Origin of the sequence: Metabacillus litoralis (assembly GCF_007994985.1) — a bacterium.
GTDB lineage: Bacteria > Bacillota > Bacilli > Bacillales > Bacillaceae > Metabacillus > Metabacillus litoralis.
On the sequence record NZ_VOQF01000001.1, the window covers coordinates 537415 to 555459 of the forward strand.

The following is an 18045-nucleotide window of genomic DNA, read 5'->3' on the forward strand; positions in this document are numbered from 1 at the left end:
CTTATAGTTTGGTTTGAAAGCTCGATTATTCAAATGTCATACCCCGAGCTTTTAATCTCGCTACGTACACTGATTCAGAATCTTCTTTATACAATGTACTCCATGTTTTTTTAGCAAGATCTACCAGACTAGTTTTTTTATATAAATGACCTAAATCATATAATAATTTCAAGTATTGCTCTCTTGTTATTGGAGGGTTTTCAAGATTTTGTTCATATGCTGATTTTACAGACTTAAAGTCTTTAATTGCTTTATCACTTGTATGAAAAAAACCTTCAGGAAGAGATTGATAGATAACTCCTCTTAGATATTTCAACTCTGGATTATCTGATTGAATCGATTCATTCAACAACTTTATACCCTGTATGGTATCCTTGAACATTTCCTGTGGTTCATTAGCGAACTTACCCATTAAGGCTACAGATGCTGCATAATAGGTTTGGGCTGTTTCGCATTCAGGAAATGCGTTTCTTGCTTTTTCCCATGCTTCTAAACTTTGAATAGCTGCATCTTTGCATCCCTTAGCACCCATAAGATGCATTTCCTTGGCTTTCTCATATAATTTATCTTTTGTTGCCACAGTAAGTGTTCTTAAATCAATTTTTTTATACGCATAAATTTCCTTTTTCTCTTGCAATTTTTCTTGTATGTCGTTAGAAGGATTAAGGTTATTTAATTTCGCCCAAGCTTCTTTTGCTTTTTCTATCATACCTAGCTTTTCATAGGCAATACCGAGGTCAAACAATAATTGATGGTGAGTCTCTGAACCCTTTTCTTGAAGAAATTCCTGATTTTTCATTAAGCATTCGATATCTGCACTAGCTATTGCAGCTCTTCTAAAAAATAATTCAGGCAATCTTAAACTCTGTCTTGAACGAATAAGTTTCAATTCATTAAGATCTGGATGTTCAGTGATCAAACTATCCATCGCTTTCATTGACTTTATAGCTGCTCCAAACATTTCATAGGTGTTAACAGAATCTCTACCAAGCATAGATTGTAAATCGATATAATACATTTCTACTTCTGGGGATGCATTTGTTAAAACAAACACCTCAAAAAAGTCTAACGCTTCTTTTACTTCATCTGATGTTCCATTTAGAGCTTTGCTATAAATAGAGATAGCTTCATCTGTCATCCCTTCTGTCTCTAATTGACCATCAATATCTTGTTCACTATCTAATTCTGTATCTTTTATTGATGGATTGCTTAACATTTTGAATGCTTTAAGTTTCTCTTGATAATTCTTTGCAATATCTGTCTGATTTGAACGTTTATAAACTTCTACTAAGTTTTTTAAAATTTCAGCATACTCATCTCCATTTAATATTGTTGAGTTCTTTTCATAAACTTCTACTAAATAAGAAAAATCTTCAATTGCTGTTTTAGAACGTTGAAAATAAAGGTCAGGAAGTCGATAAGCAACATGCCCTCTTAAAAATCTAGCAACAGTACAATCAGAATCTGATTCAATTACCTCATCTAATAGGTTTAAGCCTTCTAAAGCAAATTTCATCTTATCTGTTACACTATGTGCATCTCTGGCTATTAAACTTGTTGCACTTCCAAAATAAGCTTTAATCTCTTTATGATTAGGGTGCTGTTCATATAACTTTTTTAATTGATCATATGCATTTTTAACTGATTGTTTATTTCCTTTTACCCCAGCATCATGTTCTTTTATAGCCTCGGCTAATACTCCTGAGTTACTATCAGTTGGATTGTCGTTTATTGTTTTTTTCTGCTTGCTTAATCTAGATGTTAATTTATTTGCATTTTTTAAAACTCTATTATTATGGTTCTTTGTACTTATTGGTCTTTTTTCTTCTCCTAAAGAAGTAGTTGAATTAACATCCTGTTTGTAGTGAAATTTTTCCTGCTCTTTATTTAGGTTATTTGCCAATCCTGCTTCTAATAAATAAGGATTAGCTTTTGCTAATTTTTCTATTAGCTTTCTTTTTTGTAAATTCATGATGATTCACCTCCATTTCGTTTAGCATTTTCAACAAGAGTCTTATATTTTCTATTATTTTCTTTCAACAATTGATTCCAGGCCTGATCTGCTTTCTCAAATTCACCTAGTGTTTGATAGCATTTACCTAGGTTTAATAGAATTTCACAAAATAGATTTTTCGTTATATTTTTATTCCTACTTTTATACTCACTGATAAGGAATTGAAAATCTTCAATTGCAGTTTTTGTTCTTTTGAAATACATCTCAGGCAATCGAAAAGCTACATTACCTCTTAGTAATCTAAATTCATAATTTTTCGGCTCTGCCTTAACAGCTTTATCTAATTCTTTAAGACCCCTTTTTGCTAGATTCATTTTTTCAATTAAATCTATATGATCTTTCGCTACTAAAGCAGAGGCACTTCCAAAATATGCTTCAATTGTTGGATTATTGATTACATCTGTTTTAAGTTTTTTTAGTATCGCATGTGCCTTTTTTGCTGCTTCTTTATCACCATCTATGGCTTTTTGATGAAGTGCAACTGCTTCTTTAAAATCTTCTTTCCAATCTTCTTTAATGCTCAAAATTTTTTGAACCTCCTTCATAAAGCAACTATGAACTCTTTAACGTTTCATAGTTTTAGAATACATTTACACATTATGTAAAAGATAGAAGATGGTGATAGACGATAATGGAAAAGAATTTAATTGATAATAGAGTCTACATTAAAGGTGCTTTATTCAATGTTTTCTCCTATGAAAAAATAGATGTGTGGATGAAAATACTAGTAATATAAAATGTGCTATATACAAAATAAACTCAGCAGTCTTATATTAAGTTTTTCTTTAGTAAAGAATGTCGAAGTATTTCTGCACAAAAAAGACCCTACATGTAGGGCCGTAATTTGAACTTTACTACTTACTGTAAATGTTCTGGAGGTTTTATATCATGCCTATTCTTGACAACTTCAGTAAACAAGTCAGGTTGATTTGAAGGTATGTTTTGCTTATTTATAGAAGGTAGAATATTTAATGACTGTTTAAGAACCTGAAGCTCTTGAAATATATTATCAATATCTTCTTTGGTAGCAGGTTTTTTGTTATCTTTTAATTCAAAGCCAATTTGACCATTAGGTTCTATTGTTGCAAATTTCACATCTTCTATTTTACTTACACTTGCTTGTCTTAGTTTCATTTCTAATAAATCCACTGAAACGCGTACTTTCTTTAATTGATTTTCCTGCAACTGTCCGTCTTTTATGATCACTTTTGCTCTACCGCTAATAAACTTTTCAATACCATCCATTTTTATTTGACTAAATTCTAAGAAAACAAGAGTAAGTACTAGCATAAGCCCTACTACTAAAGTGCTCCATACATTTTTTCCAACAAGTGGTTGAACAAGTAATGATCCTAGTCCAATCATGATGACCACTTGAGCAAGTGTCATCTGCGAAATTGATTTTCTCCCAGCTATCCTTAATAGAATTGTGCCTCCAACAACAATAACAATCGCTTTCCATATTAAACTGTAATCCATATCCAACTTAACCACCTTTTCATCTTCTACTACTAATTTTTGTTTACTTGACCTTTTTATACATAATAGCTATAAAAAAACCTTTTTCATAAAGTCGAAATCTAAAATGTATAAAACAGAAAATATTTGTACAAAATAAAGTGATCAATTTATTGGAGGTATTGTAATGGATATTAATCGTGTTAAACAAATTCTATCTTCATCAGCTGATATTAAAGTAATGTATAATGGTACTTCTGTTTGGATTGATGAATTACATGAAGAGCAAGAAATGGTTACTTGTCATTTACGAGGTCCACTTGAAGAAAGATCACAGGTAGCAGTTTCAGAATTAATCGAGGCTTAAGCAAAATTTTCATGTCAGAATTTCTGTGAATTGAAGTTCTGACATAAAATTTCTAGTTTTTATACATAAAACAACTTGAGTTATACGGTTTTTCTTATGGATTGTCAGGAATTTGTTAACAATTATACATATTGCCAGGTAAAATGTGTATAATGTATGTAGTACTAAATCTCCTTACTAAAGGATGTGTTCAAATGAGATTTCAACAGCAAGTAGAAAAACCACCAGAGGTAAACCTAAAAATATGGTCATGTAATTCAGATGACTGTAACGGTTGGATGAGAGATAATTTCAAGTCAGATGAAGAACCAGAATGTCCTCTATGTGGACACGCAATGGTAGAAGATGAAAAAACACTGCCTGTGTTAGAGAATTTTTCTGCTGTTAGTATTAAAAAAGAATAATTTCATAAATTAGAAACACTTCTTTTATAATGGCTTTTTTAAAGATGGTTTAAATTAATCTCTTTATCAGTTAGACACATATTTTTAAAGATGCCACTAGACTTTATACAGTGCCATTTCCTTTTAAATTAGTCACTGCACAACAAAGTTATAAACAAAAACCCATGGCTATAAAAAATTAGCCATGGGTTTTTTATTTGAAATTCTAGAGATACCTCTACAAAATTTGTCAACCTACCTTTAGCCTTTAGCTTTTTTATTTGTAGCGATCACAGCTTCTTTTAATAGTTGATCAAAATTGCCCTTCTTTAACACCTCAAGTCCTGCAGCTGTTGCACCGCCTGGTGTTGTTACTTGATCTCTAAGTTCCATAGGTAACTTACCCGTTTTAAGCATTTCTGCAGAACCTATAACCATTTCAGTTACAAGCTTTTGAGCTATTTTTCTTTCTACACCCAAATCCTCTGTCATAGATATTAAGATTTCTGCAAACTGATAAAGAAATGCCGGTGCACTTCCTGTAATGGCTGTCAGTTTATGTATTTCTTCTTCAGTACAATGCTGTGAATCCCCGATTACATTTACAAGTATTTCCATTTGTTGCTTATGTTCATTTTTTATAAATTGACCATATGTATATAAAGAAATAGAACGACCAACCTCTGCAGCAGTATTTGGCATTATCCACCCTACAGCAGTTCCATAAGGTAATCTTTTCTCTAATGATTCTGGTCCCATTCCTGCTGCGATCGTAACGACAAACTGATTAGAAATGAAAGGATGTATATTCTCAAGAACCACCTCATGCTCACTTGGAGGCATCGCAAGGACGATTATATCCACTTGATCTATACAATCTTGCAACTGATTTACAGGAATAATCCCATATTTATCTTCTAGTTCCTTTAACTTATCTGAATTCGATCTATTTCCTACAAAAATCTGATTGATTTGTTTCTGCCCTTTATTGTGGAGACCTGAAATGATTGCTTCTGCCATTCTTCCAGCCCCAATAAATAATATAGAAGGTTTCATCCTATTTCTCCTTTACATTTTGTGTAGTAATAAAATTACTATATCATGTCATAGACCTTTCTAAAACTTACGGTTTTATCTTTTTGTTTTTGGCATATAAAAAAGGACGTCTAATTAGACGTCCTTTGCGTATTGAGGCGAACAACTGCACGCCACATCGTGCATTTAGCCAGTTGGCATGTCATTCGACTTACACAATTCAGCTCATCGCTTTATTACTATAACATTATTAACATAAAAAAGATAGAAAAATTACTAGAAAATTTCATTTAATAAGTGGTAATGATTTCTATTCTATTTCTTTTACTAGTAAAGCTTGATCTAAATTGACTCTATTTAGCTTAATGTTGCTCATAAATCTTACAGTAAAGGTGTATAAAAAAGCTTAAACATACAATTAATCATTAGTAGAATATGACTATTTTTAATAATATCTATTATTTTATGTTTGAAGCTACCTCTTTCGTGTAATAGAATAATATACTTTTAAAGGAGGAATATATTATATGAAACCTTATATCGAAGAGTATCAGAATGAAGATCGAATTGAAGAAGCTGTAAATGATTTAAAGAACAAAGGTGTTAAATCAGATGATGTTTATGTTCTTTCACATGATGATGAACGAACAGAAAGAATTTCGGAAAAAGCAGAAACAAACACAATCAGTCCTGAAGAAACGGGAATCACTAATGCAGTCGGTAACTTTTTCAATAAAAAAGGTGATGAACTAAGAAACAAATTAAGCGAAATTGGCTTTTCAAAAACCGAAGCTGAGACATATGAAGAGAAACTAGATAAAGGGAAGGTTTTACTAATTGTAACGAATCCTGAAAAATATCAATTAGTATAAATACAAAGAAGCTGGAATTTTTCCAGCTTCTTTTTTTGACTAGCAAAAGGCTAAAATGCCTTACGATATGTCAACTTCTCACTTCTTATTGCCTTTATCTCAGGTGTTACTCTTTATAGTTTTTCGGGATGAACAAAGCAAAAACGCTTTTCTTCGTTGGCTTTCTTATTACCAAATGTTGCGATGATATAGGTCGCTATCATATAAAGAAATAAAACGGACTATCAAACTTTCAAGCTAGTCATCCTCGAAAATCCTCTATCTTTTAAATATTTATTAATTTATAGACAAGTTCGTCCTTACAAATACATATAGATATATAAGCCAAGCTAAGGGGGGATTTATATGCGCTTTATTATTATTAAAAGAAAATGGCTATTTGTTGTATTAGCAGGCTTACTAGTAGGTAGTTTATATTACTTTAATCAAGAAGCTTTACCAACATTTCAAAATAGTCAGGAATCACAAAATGATATTGTCATTAATATGGTAACAGGTGAATTTACCTCAACAACCTCAGATGGAAAGAAAATTGAAGCATATCGATGGGATCCCGGAACAATTGTTATACCAAAAGGAGAAGATGTATCTTTGAGTATTTATGGAGTAAATGGAAAAGAACATCCTTTTTATATTGAAGGAACAGATATAAAAGGAGTTGTAAAAAAAGGTGAAGAAACAGTTATCCCTTTGCATTTTAATGAAGAGGGAACTTATCGCCTAATTTGCGATACACATACAGATAATGGTCATGGAGTTCCAATGATAGCATATATTGTTGTTGATTAATTTTTCACTAAAATAGGAATAAATACCTAGTTTAAATAAACGGAATAAGGGGTATGGAACTATACAAAAATTTGGAAAGGTCCAGGTGATTAGTTTTGGAAGTTGTCATCTATAATAAAGAGTTATATCAAGTGTTTTATGCATACAGCAGTGGATATATTGAACTTAAAAAGATTGATTCAGTAATTGATGATATTATACTAGTTCACCGCTCTGAAATATCTCAATTAGAACATAATGCCTCATAATTCATATATACCGTGCATTCATATCTTTTATTTATAATTATTTACTATTAAGAAAGTGGCTGGTACATAACTTAAGTGATTAGCAAAAATTCCGAACATAATTATAGCTTAGTGATTGAAATATACGTATACCCTGGGGGCAAAAACATCAGCTAGACCCTACAGCGTAAGCACCAGAAGGCTTGCAAGCTTCCTGCAGAAATATAACGTATATTTCAATTTCGTCCTAACTACACCACAACCATTGTTTTGTTTCTCTTTTGTTAAAAATACTTTTGTCCCAGCCATTTCTATTATTGACCCTCATTAAATACAGTGATTCTAAGTAAGATCATCCACATGAGCTTACTTAAGCCTATTTTTAAAACTGTTAAGAAGATTTTATTTCTTTATCTTATATTGATAATTTTTCATTAAATAGCCTATTAATTGATCATCTTTTGATAAACTTGCTGAGTAAGACCTTTTTATAAACCGTTCAGCTAATTCAAACGATTGGTAACCCTCTTTTAGCAATTCATGGTTTTTCTCTACTGCCCAATTTCCTTTATCTTTTTCGAAAAGTAAAAATTCTTCCTTCTCATGGTTTTCATAATGAGAGCAATTCTCTTTCATGTTCATTTTATTGTAAGAGGAATCCTGTCTTATAGGTTTTAAAGAGAAAGGCTTTTCTACGAATTCTTTATAAGCATCCTTTGTTAATGAGCAACCTGCAGCTTTCGCATGGCCACCACCACCATATTTAGCAGCTAGTTCTGATACGTCAAAGGTATCATGAATTGTACGAAAACTAATTTTTCTGTTTCCCATATTTAAAATCGCTATACAATCAAGGTAAGGGTATTCTTTTCCTAATGCATTACCAAGTTCAGAGTGATAAAGTTCAGCATAAACAACACCTATACATGCTTTACCAACCCTTGCTTGAATAATCTCCCTTTTCTTTCTTCTTATATAACGTTCAGTTTTATCTTCTTCAACATCTAACAATTTTTCTTCAAATTCACTAAAAGAAAACTCTTTATCGTTATTTATTCTTGCTAACATACTTTCATCAAATTCTTCAATTGATTGTAAATATAATAAATCATTTAATCGTTTTGACCGAATATTTTCATTTTTTTCCCATTCCCATGTATCATATTGACGAACTAACTCTACATAATCCTCGAGAATTTTATTTGATTTAATCATACCTTTTTCGACTAAATATGTATAAAATAATGAAGTAGCAGAAGCAAGTTTCCCTTTTGCTTCTTCAACCGTAACAGCTCCCCAATTGTATTCATTAAAGTGCAAAGCTGTCTTATGATGATCAATTAGTTGAACTTTTCCACCTTTATTTGCAAATTCATTTAATCTAATCTCATTTTCTTTGTTAACCGACAAATCTGTGATAAATAATTGTAAATCTTCAGGGATACTCCCACTGTGATCAGTGAGAAATTGTTCTACTTGATAATCTAAACTATTTACCGAGTTATATCGTACTTCAGCATTCTCTTTGAATGCATATTTTGCAAGAATACCACAACTTACACCATCTAAATCATTATGAGTAAAAATTAAAAATTGCATGAATACACCTCTAACTAGTAAAAATAAAATCAGTATTAAGTATGTGTTAAAACTCATTCTTTCTATGCAAATAATTTTCCACGTTTACTTTTGCTCTTCGTTACATTATGTATTTAGTTTAAAAAAGTCTCCTAAAGCCATGGATAGTAATACTTCACTTAAAAACAAGCAGAACTATTTAGGACTAACAAACCATATATAAATAGGGTACATAAGGTTAAACATTCTCCTACCTTACCTACCCTTTCCATCTTCTTAATCTACAATACGTTTTCCAAGTATCACCAAGTCCCGCTCAACACCATCCATGTCTGCTATTCTTGGTAAATTGGCCCATTCTTCAAATTGATAACTTTTAAATAAATTAATACTAGGTTTATTATGACCAAACACAAATGCTAATAATGTCTTAATTTCAAGAGTAGGACATTCTTTCATTGCACGTTCAATTAGAATTTTAGCATAGCCCTTTCCATGAACAAGTGGGTGAAGATAAATACTAACCTCCGCAGTTGCATTATACGCTGGTCTTCCATAAAATGATTGAAAGCTCAACCATCCTACAATTTGATCTTCTTCAATTAGTACCCATAATGGTCTTCTGTGAGCATTATGATCATGAAACCACTGTACTCGGCTTTCCACTGATATCTCCTCAAGATCTGCAGTAGCTAATTGACCAGGAATTGAAGTATTATAAATTTCAACAACTTTCTCCAGATCCTCTATATTTGCATCTCTTATTAATAATTTATTTTCACTCATATTTCTCTTTCCTTTCTACTCTAACCAGAATGATACTGGATCTTCCTTTAAACTTTTCGTGTTATATTAATAGTAATACCATGAATAAATGAGATTGACTAGTTATTTTTTGATGTCTCTGGGATAAAGACATTTGCTATATGTCTTGCAGTTCTTTCACTTGAAGGTTCGTTTTTTATTACCTTTTTCATCAATTCTGATAATTGTTCTGTAAATTCGAGGAATTCCTTATCTGATAAATAAACAATAGCTTCCCGATATCCTACACCATCTTTAAGTAAATCAACTTCATCCTGCTGTAAATAATTTTCATATTGTCCTAGTAAATGTGTCATGAAAGTTAAAAACAGATTGAGATGTTCATCTCTACTTAACTTCCTAAAGTCATCAGTTAGGGATACTGCACTTTCATTTAAAGAATAAAATTTCTCTATCGTTCCTCTAATTTGATTTTCACGAACAACCTTCAATACACCTGCCTCTAACAACTTGTTAAGATGGCGATATAAAGTTGCTTGTGGTACATCTGTCAACTTCGAAGCTATTTGTTGCACATTGTATTCTTTTTTTCCAATTAAAGTTTGTACAATTTTCATTCTAACAGGATGAAGGATTAACTTAGCTTTTGAATTCATGCTGAACATTCCTCCTTTACCTCTCAACTACTCAATTAAGAAAGGTTTTTTGTTATTATTATCAATTATAATAATATTTTAATCATAAATGCAAGTGATAATAGATTCTCTTTCACCTAAATTCATATTTCCATAGTTAATGAAAAGAAGGTTGTCCATAAGGTAGCATCTAAACCTAAAAAAATAAAAAAAAGAATGACCTAGGCTATCCTCACAAAAACTTACTTAATAACTTCAAAATAATCCTTGTAATACCCGCCTACTTTACCAGTGTTATCAATAACAAAATAAAACTCTTCTGTTTCATTTTGAACATCATACTCTTTTTCAGCTGTTAATGCACGGTCAACCATATACTTTGCAGCATTCGTGTGCACACATTTAACTTTCTTTACTGGTGCTGTTGTTTGCCATGTTTTATGTATCATCATTATCCACCTTTCTTCTAGCTTTGATCATATTCTATCTAATAATCAACAAAAAGCCAATGATTAATGAGAATTAAATGATTTGTTGTTGTATTACTTTTTTTGCCTTTGCCTTCATCAGATATTTAACATACAAAAGTATTGGCACTCCTAACCCTGTTACTACTACTAATGTTCCGAAAAGATATATTGGCTGATTTGCACCAAAATACTGTAGTAACACTCCACCAATCCATGGTCCAATGACATTGCCTAATTGTGTAAAGCCCATCGCTCCAAAATAAGTTCCTTTTAAGTTAGGAACAGCCATTTGATCGATTAATAAGTCTGTCATAGAAAACATAAGTATTTCTCCAACAGTAAAAATAACAATCATAACAATTAATAAAGAAAGATCTGTTATAAAAGCAAATCCGATCAACCCTATACAAATGATGATATTACCGAACATAATTGAAACTAATGGAGAATATTTCTTTCCGATTTTGATTAATGGAAATTGTAACAATATTACAGTAATTGCATTTAACGTTAATAAGTATGAGAATAGCTTTACACCATTATCAAAGGAAGCTGAGCTTGAAAAATATTGTGGCAATGTTGAAGAGAATTGTGAATAGCCTGTTATTGATAAAACAAGACCTATAATTGTTAGAAGAAAAATGGTATCTTTTCTTACAATTATGATCGCGTCCTTAAAATGGACCCTTTTACTTACAACACTATCCTCTGGTATCTCACTTTTAGTTAAAGTATAAACAAGTGATAATCCATATAGAAAATACAAGAACGCTGCAAATAAAAACGGTGTAGTTGATGCTGCCGATCCTAGTTGAAGGCCAATAAGTGGTCCGAATGTAACTCCCACATTTATTGCTGTATATCTAAGATTAAAAATGATTAGTCGATTTTTTTCATCAGTTAAATCTGAAAGCATGGCTCTAGAGGTTGGTTCAAAAACTGCCCGACACAAACCATTTAACGCATTCATTATGAAGAATCCGGCAATAGATTGAGTGAATGCAAAGCCAACAAAAACCAATCCCCAAGCGAAGATTGATAGAAGTAAAATGCTTTTCCTGCCCCATCGATCTGATAAATAACCACCAAAAAAACTAGCTGCAATTCCAAATAAGGAGCTAACTGCAATGATCGCACCGGTCATTGCTGGTGAAACCTGTTTCTCCTGAGTTAAATAGATTGCTAAAAATGGAATACACATTGATGTTGCTAATCTGCCAAATAAAGTTCCTACTATAATATTAATGGTTATAGGGCTCATACCTTTTAAAGAGTTCATTCTTTCGCCTTCATTCTTTTATTATGGCTGTTTTCGTAAACTTTGTTGCTTTTAATAACCTAAAGGAAACCTCACTGTATACAGTCTAGTGCATCTTTTCTTCTTTAAATACCTTTTAGCGTTAAACACACAGTTTTTAACAGATTATTAGGGCTATTAGCAACAATCTTTGAGAAAAGAGCCTTTATTATTGGATAATATTAAATTATACCTAAAAATAGGAAAAAGAACAGAAAAAATTCTTTGAGTTTCTTTTCAATGAAAACTTAAGATCTAACAATTTCATATAACTGTTTCTATATGCATAGTCATAACTTGAGGTGAATGTTTCTATGTTTACGAAGGAAGCTATTGATAATAAAATTAATACAATAATAGCGGATTTAAAAAACTCACAAAATCAAGATGGCTCATGGAGCTTCTGCTTTGAAGGTGGTTTAATGACTGATGCATTTATGATCATCACTCTTCGCAGTCTTAATATAGAAAGTGATCATGAGGAAAAACTAATTAAGAAACTAGCTGACCGAATATTCGAATTACAAACATCTGATGGAACGTGGAAAGCATACCCAGACGAAAAGAGTGGTAATTTATCAGCAACTGTTCAGGCTTATTGTGCACTTTTATACTCTGGTTTTTATTCACAGGAGCATCCATTACTGAGGAAAGCTGAAGATTTCATCAAAAAAAATGGTGGACCAAATCAAACTCATTTTATGACAAAATGGATGCTTGCTGTTAATGGACTGTATCAATGGCCTTCTATTTTTTATATTCCAATGACATTTCTACTTATACCTTATGCCTTTCCTCTAAATTTTTATCAATTAAGTACATATGCGCGAATTCATTTTATTCCAATGATGATAGTTGCAAATAAGAAGTTTACAATAAAATCAAAACATACACCAAATATTGAACATTTATTTGTTTCTTCACAAAATAGAGCTGCTGAATCTTGGGATTTAACGACCTACACACGCTCACAAAGTAACCCATTAGTAAATGAATTAAATAGACTTCTCAAGCTTCCATCATATCTGCATCATCTAGGTTATCAACGAGCTCAAACATATATGCTAAAAAGGATTGAAGATGATGGAACTCTTTACAGCTATGCTAGTTCAACCTTTTTTATGATTTATTCTCTCCTTTCTCTCGGCTATACAAAACAATCACCACTTATAAAAAACGCAATTGATGGGCTTAAAGGTTTAGTTAATACTGATTGTAACGGCTTGCACTTAGAAAATTCTACATCAACAGTATGGGATACAGCTTTAATTAGTTCTGCTCTTCAAGAGGTAAGTAGAAATGAGACACAAGTGATTAATAAATCTATTACCTACCTACTATCAAAACAGCATATTAAAAAAGGTGATTGGAAGATTCATAATCCTACTATTCCTCCTGGTGGTTGGGGATTTTCTGATAATAATACGATAAATCCTGATAATGATGATACATCTGCCGCTTTAAGAGCGTTAACTCATCAGGCCCAGTTAAAAGAGAAAAGTCAAAAAGCATGGTATAAAGGAGTAACTTATTTACTGTCAATGCAAAACAATGACGGAGGTTGGGCTGCTTTTGAGAAAAACACAGATTTTAAGCTTCTCACCTATATACCTTTAGATAATGCAAAAGATGCTGCAATCGATCCTTCCACTCCAGATTTGACAGGAAGAACACTTGAATTTTTAGGAAATTATGCTGGAATGACATTGAAAAACCCCAACATAAAAGCTGCTGTAAATTGGTTACTAACAAATCAAGAAGAAAATGGTTCATGGTATGGGCGTTGGGGTGTTTGCTATATATATGGAACATGGGCAGCGATAACAGGCTTATTAGCTGTCGGACTGCCGTCTAGTACACCTGCCATAAAAAAAGCTATCAGTTTTTTAGAAAGTGTTCAATTGCAAAACGGTGGATGGGGAGAATCTTGTAAAAGCAGTGAAATAAAAAGCTATGTTTCTTTAGAATTCAGTACACCTTCTCAAACATCTTGGGCTTTAGATGCTCTAATTATGGCTAAAAGAGCACATTCAGACTCTGTTATAAGAGGAATAACTCATTTGCTTGATCAAGGTTCATTCAGTAAGGATTCCAAAACATACCCAACTGGTATTGGTTTACCTGGACAATTCTATATTACTTATCATAGCTATAATTATATATTTCCGTTGTTAACACTTTCACATTTCAAAAGAGCTATCGAAAAACACCCTAGAAGCAGAGCATATCAAAAAGATAAATAAATATGATCAAACATTCTATGTTTTTGCATATATTGGGTACGAATGAAAATCAGGAGGGATTAGTTTGTCAGAAGAATATATCTTATCAATGAAAACCTGGTGTGAAGAAATCACAAAAAGTTACGAAGAAGCTGCCGAAGATTTGGCAAGAATTGTTGAAGCAAATGAGCTTGAACATTGGCAAAATGAATTTAATCATTTTAAAGAACAACTTTCAGAAGAGGTTTCATTTGAAAAAAAAGAGCTTTATGAGAGAGCCAATGGACTCTACTTACAATTAGAAGATTTTTTCAACCAAAGTATCGAAATAAATGACGATAAAGCCTTAAGAGATTATCAACAATCAGTTTCTGTTCCCATAGGAGCACACACACTCCCCCCCTTACCATACAGCTATGATGCTTTAGAGCCGTATATTGATAGTGAAATTATGAGATTACATCATGATAAGCATCATAAAAGCTATGTTGATGGGCTCAATAAAGCTGAAAAAGAAATGCAAAAAGCTCGGAAAACAAATGATTTTTCTCTTATTAAACATTGGGAAAGAGAAGCTGCTTTTAACGGCGCAGGTCATTATCTTCATACAATATTTTGGAATATTATGAGTCCTAAAGGCGGAGGTAAGCCTTCTGGGATGTTATTACATGAAATTACTCAAACGTTTGGAAGTTTTGAAAGCTTTAAGAAGCATTTCTCAGAAGCAGCTAAAAGTGTTGAAGCTGTCGGCTGGACGATTTTAGTTTGGGCACCTAGATCACGAAGGCTTGAAATCCTTCAAGCGGAAAAGCATCAAAATTTGAGTCAATGGGATGTTGTTCCTTTATTAGTATTAGATGTATGGGAACATGCCTATTATCTTCAGTATAAAAATGAACGGGGCAAATATGTAGATAACTGGTGGAATGTTGTAAACTGGACTGAAGTTGAAAATAGACTTCAACAAGCAAAACAAATCACTTGGCAACCATATTGATTTTTTATAAAATATCAAAAAAACGGCTGATGATGGTCTAACTATCATCAGCCGTTTAACTATCTATAATACACGTTTAAAAATGAAGTGAAAATCTCGTCTTTAGATTAGACCTAAAACATCTAAAAATACTAAGAGTATGGCTATCGGTGCGATGTATTTAATCAAAAGATACCAAATAACAAATAGCTTTTTACTGAATGATGATCCTGTAGTAAGTTCATTATAAAGGCTTTCTTTTGATATTTTTAATGGCACAAATATTGATATTAGTAACGCACCTAATGGCATTAAAATATTACTAACTAAAAAATCAGCTGCATCAAATATTGATTTATCAAATAATGTAACTGTATCTAACACACCAAAAGAAAGTGCAGAAGGAATACCCACAACAAAAATACAAAATCCAAGTAACCAGGAAAACTTTTTACGCTGAGATTGATTACCTTTAGCTAATGGAGCAACAATAATTTCAAGCATAGAAAATGCAGATGTTAACGTTGCAAATAAGAATAAAAGTAAGAACCCAATTAAAAAGAACATACCAAGAGGCATTTGATTAAAGACAGTTGGTAAAACATTAAATAGCAGAACTGGCCCAGCATCAGGTGACAATCCAAATGAAAACACCGCAGGGAAAATGGCTAATCCTGCTAAAAATGCCACTAATAAATTCAATATAACAATTGATACTGCAGATTGTGGTAGATTTTCATTTTTAGATAAATATGAACTATATGTGACCATCACAGAAACACCCACACTTAATGCAAAAAAGGATTGACCCATCGCATATAATATTGTCTCAGATGTCACTTTTGCAAAATCAGGTTTTAAAAAGAAAATAATACCTTCCATTGCTCCATCCAAAGTAACAGATCGGATGATAATAATAAGAAAAAGGATAAATAATGCTGGCATCATTATTCTACTAGCTTTTTCTATACCGTTGGATATCCCTTTTGATACGACAAATATTGTTATAAGTAAAAATAATAGCTGAGCAAATACAACTAAAAATGGATTCGTTATGCTTGAACCAAACAATTCACCATATTGTTGATCAGTTAACCCACTTAATTCTCCAGTGAATGCTTTAAAAATATAAATTAATATCCAACCACCAACAACACTATAAAATGAAAGTAAGATAAAACATGTAAAAACACCTAGTCTCCCTATTAAATGCCAGGATGATCTTGGTGCAATTTGTTTGTAAGATTGTATTGCATCCTTTTGTGTACTTCTTCCAATAATAAATTCTCCTAACAGTAGTGGTAAACCTACTAAAACGGTAAACAAGATGAAGATCAGGAAAAATACTCCCCCTCCGCTTGTACCTGCCACATATGGAAACTTCCATATTGCACCTAAACCAATTGCAGAACCTGCTGCAGCAAGAATAAATGCTAGTTTTGAAGACCATTGTTCAACATTATTACTCACATAATCACCTCTAAAATTTTTGCTTGGTAGGTAGATTGGTTATGATTATTTAATATAATTAAACACCCAATACTAATCAAACATTATATAAGCTTCCATTTTATCATTTTACTAACATAATATGAAATGAAATTTAAGAAAAACTGGTTTACATAAAATTATTAAAAAGCAAAAAACAACAAAGCAGAAAGGCTTACATCACCTTTCTGCTTTGTTGTTTACTTAACCTTCTAATAATAATGATTCTGGATCTTCTAATAATTCTTTAACAGCCGCTAAGAAACTAACTGCTTCTTTACCATCAACAATTCTATGGTCATAAGACAAGGCAATGTACATCATTGGACGGTTTTCCATTCTTTCTGCATCTATTGCTATTGGTCTTAACTGTATCTTATGCATTCCTAGAATACCAACTTGTGGGCCATTTAAGATTGGTGTTGATAATAACGAACCAAACACCCCACCATTTGTAATCGTAAATGTACCACCTTGTAGATCTCCTAAACTTAATTTATTGTCTCTAGCTTTGGTTGCAAGATTCATGATCTCGCCTTCAATACCAGCAAAGTTCAAACGATCTGCATCCCTCACAACTGGAACAACTAATCCTTCTGGAGCAGATACTGCAATTCCAATATCATAAAATTTCTTCATTAGTATTTCATTACCTTGAATTTCAGCATTCAATAATGGGAATTGTTTCAACGCAGCAACAACTGCTTTTGTAAAGAATGACATAAAGCCAAGACGAACATCATGTTGTTCAAAGAATTTATCTTTTCGACGTTTACGAACTTCCATAACAGCTGTCATATCAACTTCATTAAATGTTGTTAACATTGCAGCAGTTTGTTGAACTTCAACTAGACGATTTGCAATTGTTTGTCGACGTCGTGACATTTTAACTCGTTCTACTGGCTTTGATCCATCTTCCTGTTGAGCTTGGGCTGATGGTTTTTGAGCTGATTTAGGTTGTTCAACCTGTTTTGAGCTTGGTCGTTCTGTATGAGACTCAACATCTTGTTTACGAACACGCCCAAGCGGGTCTGAAGTCTGAACTTGCTGTAAATCAATTCCTCTTTCACGTGCTAGCTTTCTAGCCGAAGGTGAAGCGATTGTGCGTTGTTTTTTATCTTCTTCAACTGAAGAACTAGTTTCTTTAGTCGAAGATACAGGTTCTTCCTGTTTGTTTTCTTCAGTTTTAGCAGGCTCAGAACTTGAAGCCTCTCCACTCTCATCAATTACCCCTATTGATTCTCCAACTTGAACTGTATCACCGGACTCTTTATACAGCTCTTTTAAAACTCCAGAAAATTCAGCAGTTAATTCTACATTTACTTTGTCTGTTTCAACTTCTAAAAGGTATTCACCTTTTTCAACTACATCACCTGGTTGCTTAAGCCATTGAGCAATCGTTCCTTCAGTAATAGATTCTGCTAGTTCTGGTACTTTAATTTCAGCCATGTTGGTTTCCCCCTTGAGCA

18 protein-coding genes are annotated in these 18045 nt (G+C 32.4%); 7 read left to right on the plus strand and 11 right to left on the minus strand.

Going from position 1 to position 18045, the window contains the following annotated elements; genetic code table 11:
- Positions 1-25 precede the first annotated feature (25 nt).
- The 3 genes from FS935_RS02760 to FS935_RS02770 form a co-directional block, all read right to left on the minus strand.
- Positions 26-1972, minus strand: a complete 1947-nt coding sequence (locus FS935_RS02760) for a tetratricopeptide repeat protein (protein WP_146945987.1) — start codon at positions 1970-1972, stop codon at positions 26-28.
- Complete coding sequence (locus FS935_RS02765; protein WP_146945988.1) at positions 1969-2538, minus strand: tetratricopeptide repeat protein; 570 nt, start codon at positions 2536-2538, stop codon at positions 1969-1971. Before FS935_RS02765 ends, FS935_RS02760 begins: the two co-directional genes overlap by 4 nt.
- A 334-nt stretch (positions 2539-2872) precedes the next feature.
- On the minus strand, positions 2873-3493 hold the full coding sequence (locus FS935_RS02770; protein WP_146946326.1) for a DUF421 domain-containing protein: 621 nt from the start codon (positions 3491-3493) through the stop codon (positions 2873-2875).
- A 166-nt stretch (positions 3494-3659) separates the two neighbouring features.
- Between FS935_RS02770 and FS935_RS02775 the strand changes: the two genes are divergently transcribed.
- Complete coding sequence (locus FS935_RS02775) at positions 3660-3839, plus strand: H-type small acid-soluble spore protein (RefSeq protein WP_146945989.1); 180 nt, start codon at positions 3660-3662, stop codon at positions 3837-3839.
- A gap of 194 nt (positions 3840-4033) precedes the next feature.
- Entirely contained in the window at positions 4034-4243 is a 210-nt protein-coding gene (locus FS935_RS02780) for a cold-inducible protein YdjO-related protein (protein ID WP_146945990.1), read from the plus strand.
- A 240-nt stretch (positions 4244-4483) separates the two neighbouring features.
- Here the strand turns inward: FS935_RS02780 and proC are convergent, their stop codons facing one another.
- The gene (gene proC, locus FS935_RS02785) at positions 4484-5278 is read right to left on the minus strand and encodes a pyrroline-5-carboxylate reductase (protein WP_146945991.1); all 795 of its coding nucleotides are present in this window, start codon (positions 5276-5278) and stop codon (positions 4484-4486) included.
- Between the two features lie 506 nt (positions 5279-5784).
- Here proC and FS935_RS02790 point away from each other — a divergent pair.
- The 3 genes from FS935_RS02790 to FS935_RS23335 all read left to right on the plus strand — a co-directional run bounded on the left by FS935_RS02790 (position 5785) and on the right by FS935_RS23335 (position 7166).
- Entirely contained in the window at positions 5785-6129 is a 345-nt protein-coding gene (locus FS935_RS02790) for a YflT domain-containing protein (RefSeq protein WP_146945992.1), read from the plus strand.
- A 345-nt stretch (positions 6130-6474) separates the two neighbouring features.
- Complete coding sequence (locus FS935_RS02795; protein ID WP_146945993.1) at positions 6475-6918, plus strand: cupredoxin domain-containing protein; 444 nt, start codon at positions 6475-6477, stop codon at positions 6916-6918.
- A 95-nt stretch (positions 6919-7013) separates the two neighbouring features.
- Positions 7014-7166, plus strand: a complete 153-nt coding sequence (locus FS935_RS23335) for a hypothetical protein (protein ID WP_158638518.1) — start codon at positions 7014-7016, stop codon at positions 7164-7166.
- Positions 7167-7547: 381 nt separating this feature from the next.
- Here FS935_RS23335 and FS935_RS02800 read toward each other — a convergent pair whose 3' ends face one another.
- The 5 genes from FS935_RS02800 to FS935_RS02820 all read right to left on the minus strand — a co-directional run bounded on the left by FS935_RS02800 (position 7548) and on the right by FS935_RS02820 (position 11872).
- Positions 7548-8744: a DHH family phosphoesterase gene (locus FS935_RS02800; protein WP_146945994.1), complete on the minus strand. Its 1197-nt coding sequence runs from the start codon at positions 8742-8744 to the stop codon at positions 7548-7550.
- 255 nt (positions 8745-8999) lie between these two features.
- Entirely contained in the window at positions 9000-9509 is a 510-nt protein-coding gene (locus FS935_RS02805) for a GNAT family N-acetyltransferase (RefSeq protein WP_146945995.1), read from the minus strand.
- A 98-nt stretch (positions 9510-9607) separates the two neighbouring features.
- A complete protein-coding gene (locus tag FS935_RS02810) occupies positions 9608-10144 on the minus strand; it encodes a helix-turn-helix domain-containing protein (RefSeq protein ID WP_146945996.1) in 537 nt (178 codons plus the stop codon).
- A 221-nt stretch (positions 10145-10365) separates the two neighbouring features.
- On the minus strand, positions 10366-10572 hold the full coding sequence (locus tag FS935_RS02815) for a DUF6501 family protein (protein ID WP_146945997.1): 207 nt from the start codon (positions 10570-10572) through the stop codon (positions 10366-10368).
- A gap of 73 nt (positions 10573-10645) precedes the next feature.
- Entirely contained in the window at positions 10646-11872 is a 1227-nt protein-coding gene (locus FS935_RS02820; protein WP_146945998.1) for an MDR family MFS transporter, read from the minus strand.
- A 332-nt stretch (positions 11873-12204) separates the two neighbouring features.
- Between FS935_RS02820 and FS935_RS02825 the strand changes: the two genes are divergently transcribed.
- Positions 12205-14133 carry a terpene cyclase/mutase family protein gene (locus tag FS935_RS02825; RefSeq protein ID WP_146945999.1) on the plus strand — a complete coding sequence of 643 codons (1929 nt, stop codon included), beginning with the start codon at positions 12205-12207 and terminating at the stop codon, positions 14131-14133.
- A 64-nt stretch (positions 14134-14197) separates the two neighbouring features.
- Complete coding sequence (locus FS935_RS02830; protein ID WP_240050798.1) at positions 14198-15109, plus strand: superoxide dismutase; 912 nt, start codon at positions 14198-14200, stop codon at positions 15107-15109.
- Between the two features lie 102 nt (positions 15110-15211).
- Here the strand turns inward: FS935_RS02830 and FS935_RS02835 are convergent, their stop codons facing one another.
- Complete coding sequence (locus tag FS935_RS02835) at positions 15212-16558, minus strand: sodium-dependent transporter (protein WP_146946000.1); 1347 nt, start codon at positions 16556-16558, stop codon at positions 15212-15214.
- A gap of 222 nt (positions 16559-16780) precedes the next feature.
- Positions 16781-18025: a 2-oxoglutarate dehydrogenase complex dihydrolipoyllysine-residue succinyltransferase gene (gene odhB / locus FS935_RS02840; RefSeq protein WP_146946001.1), complete on the minus strand. Its 1245-nt coding sequence runs from the start codon at positions 18023-18025 to the stop codon at positions 16781-16783.
- Positions 18026-18045: the final 20 nt, after the last annotated feature.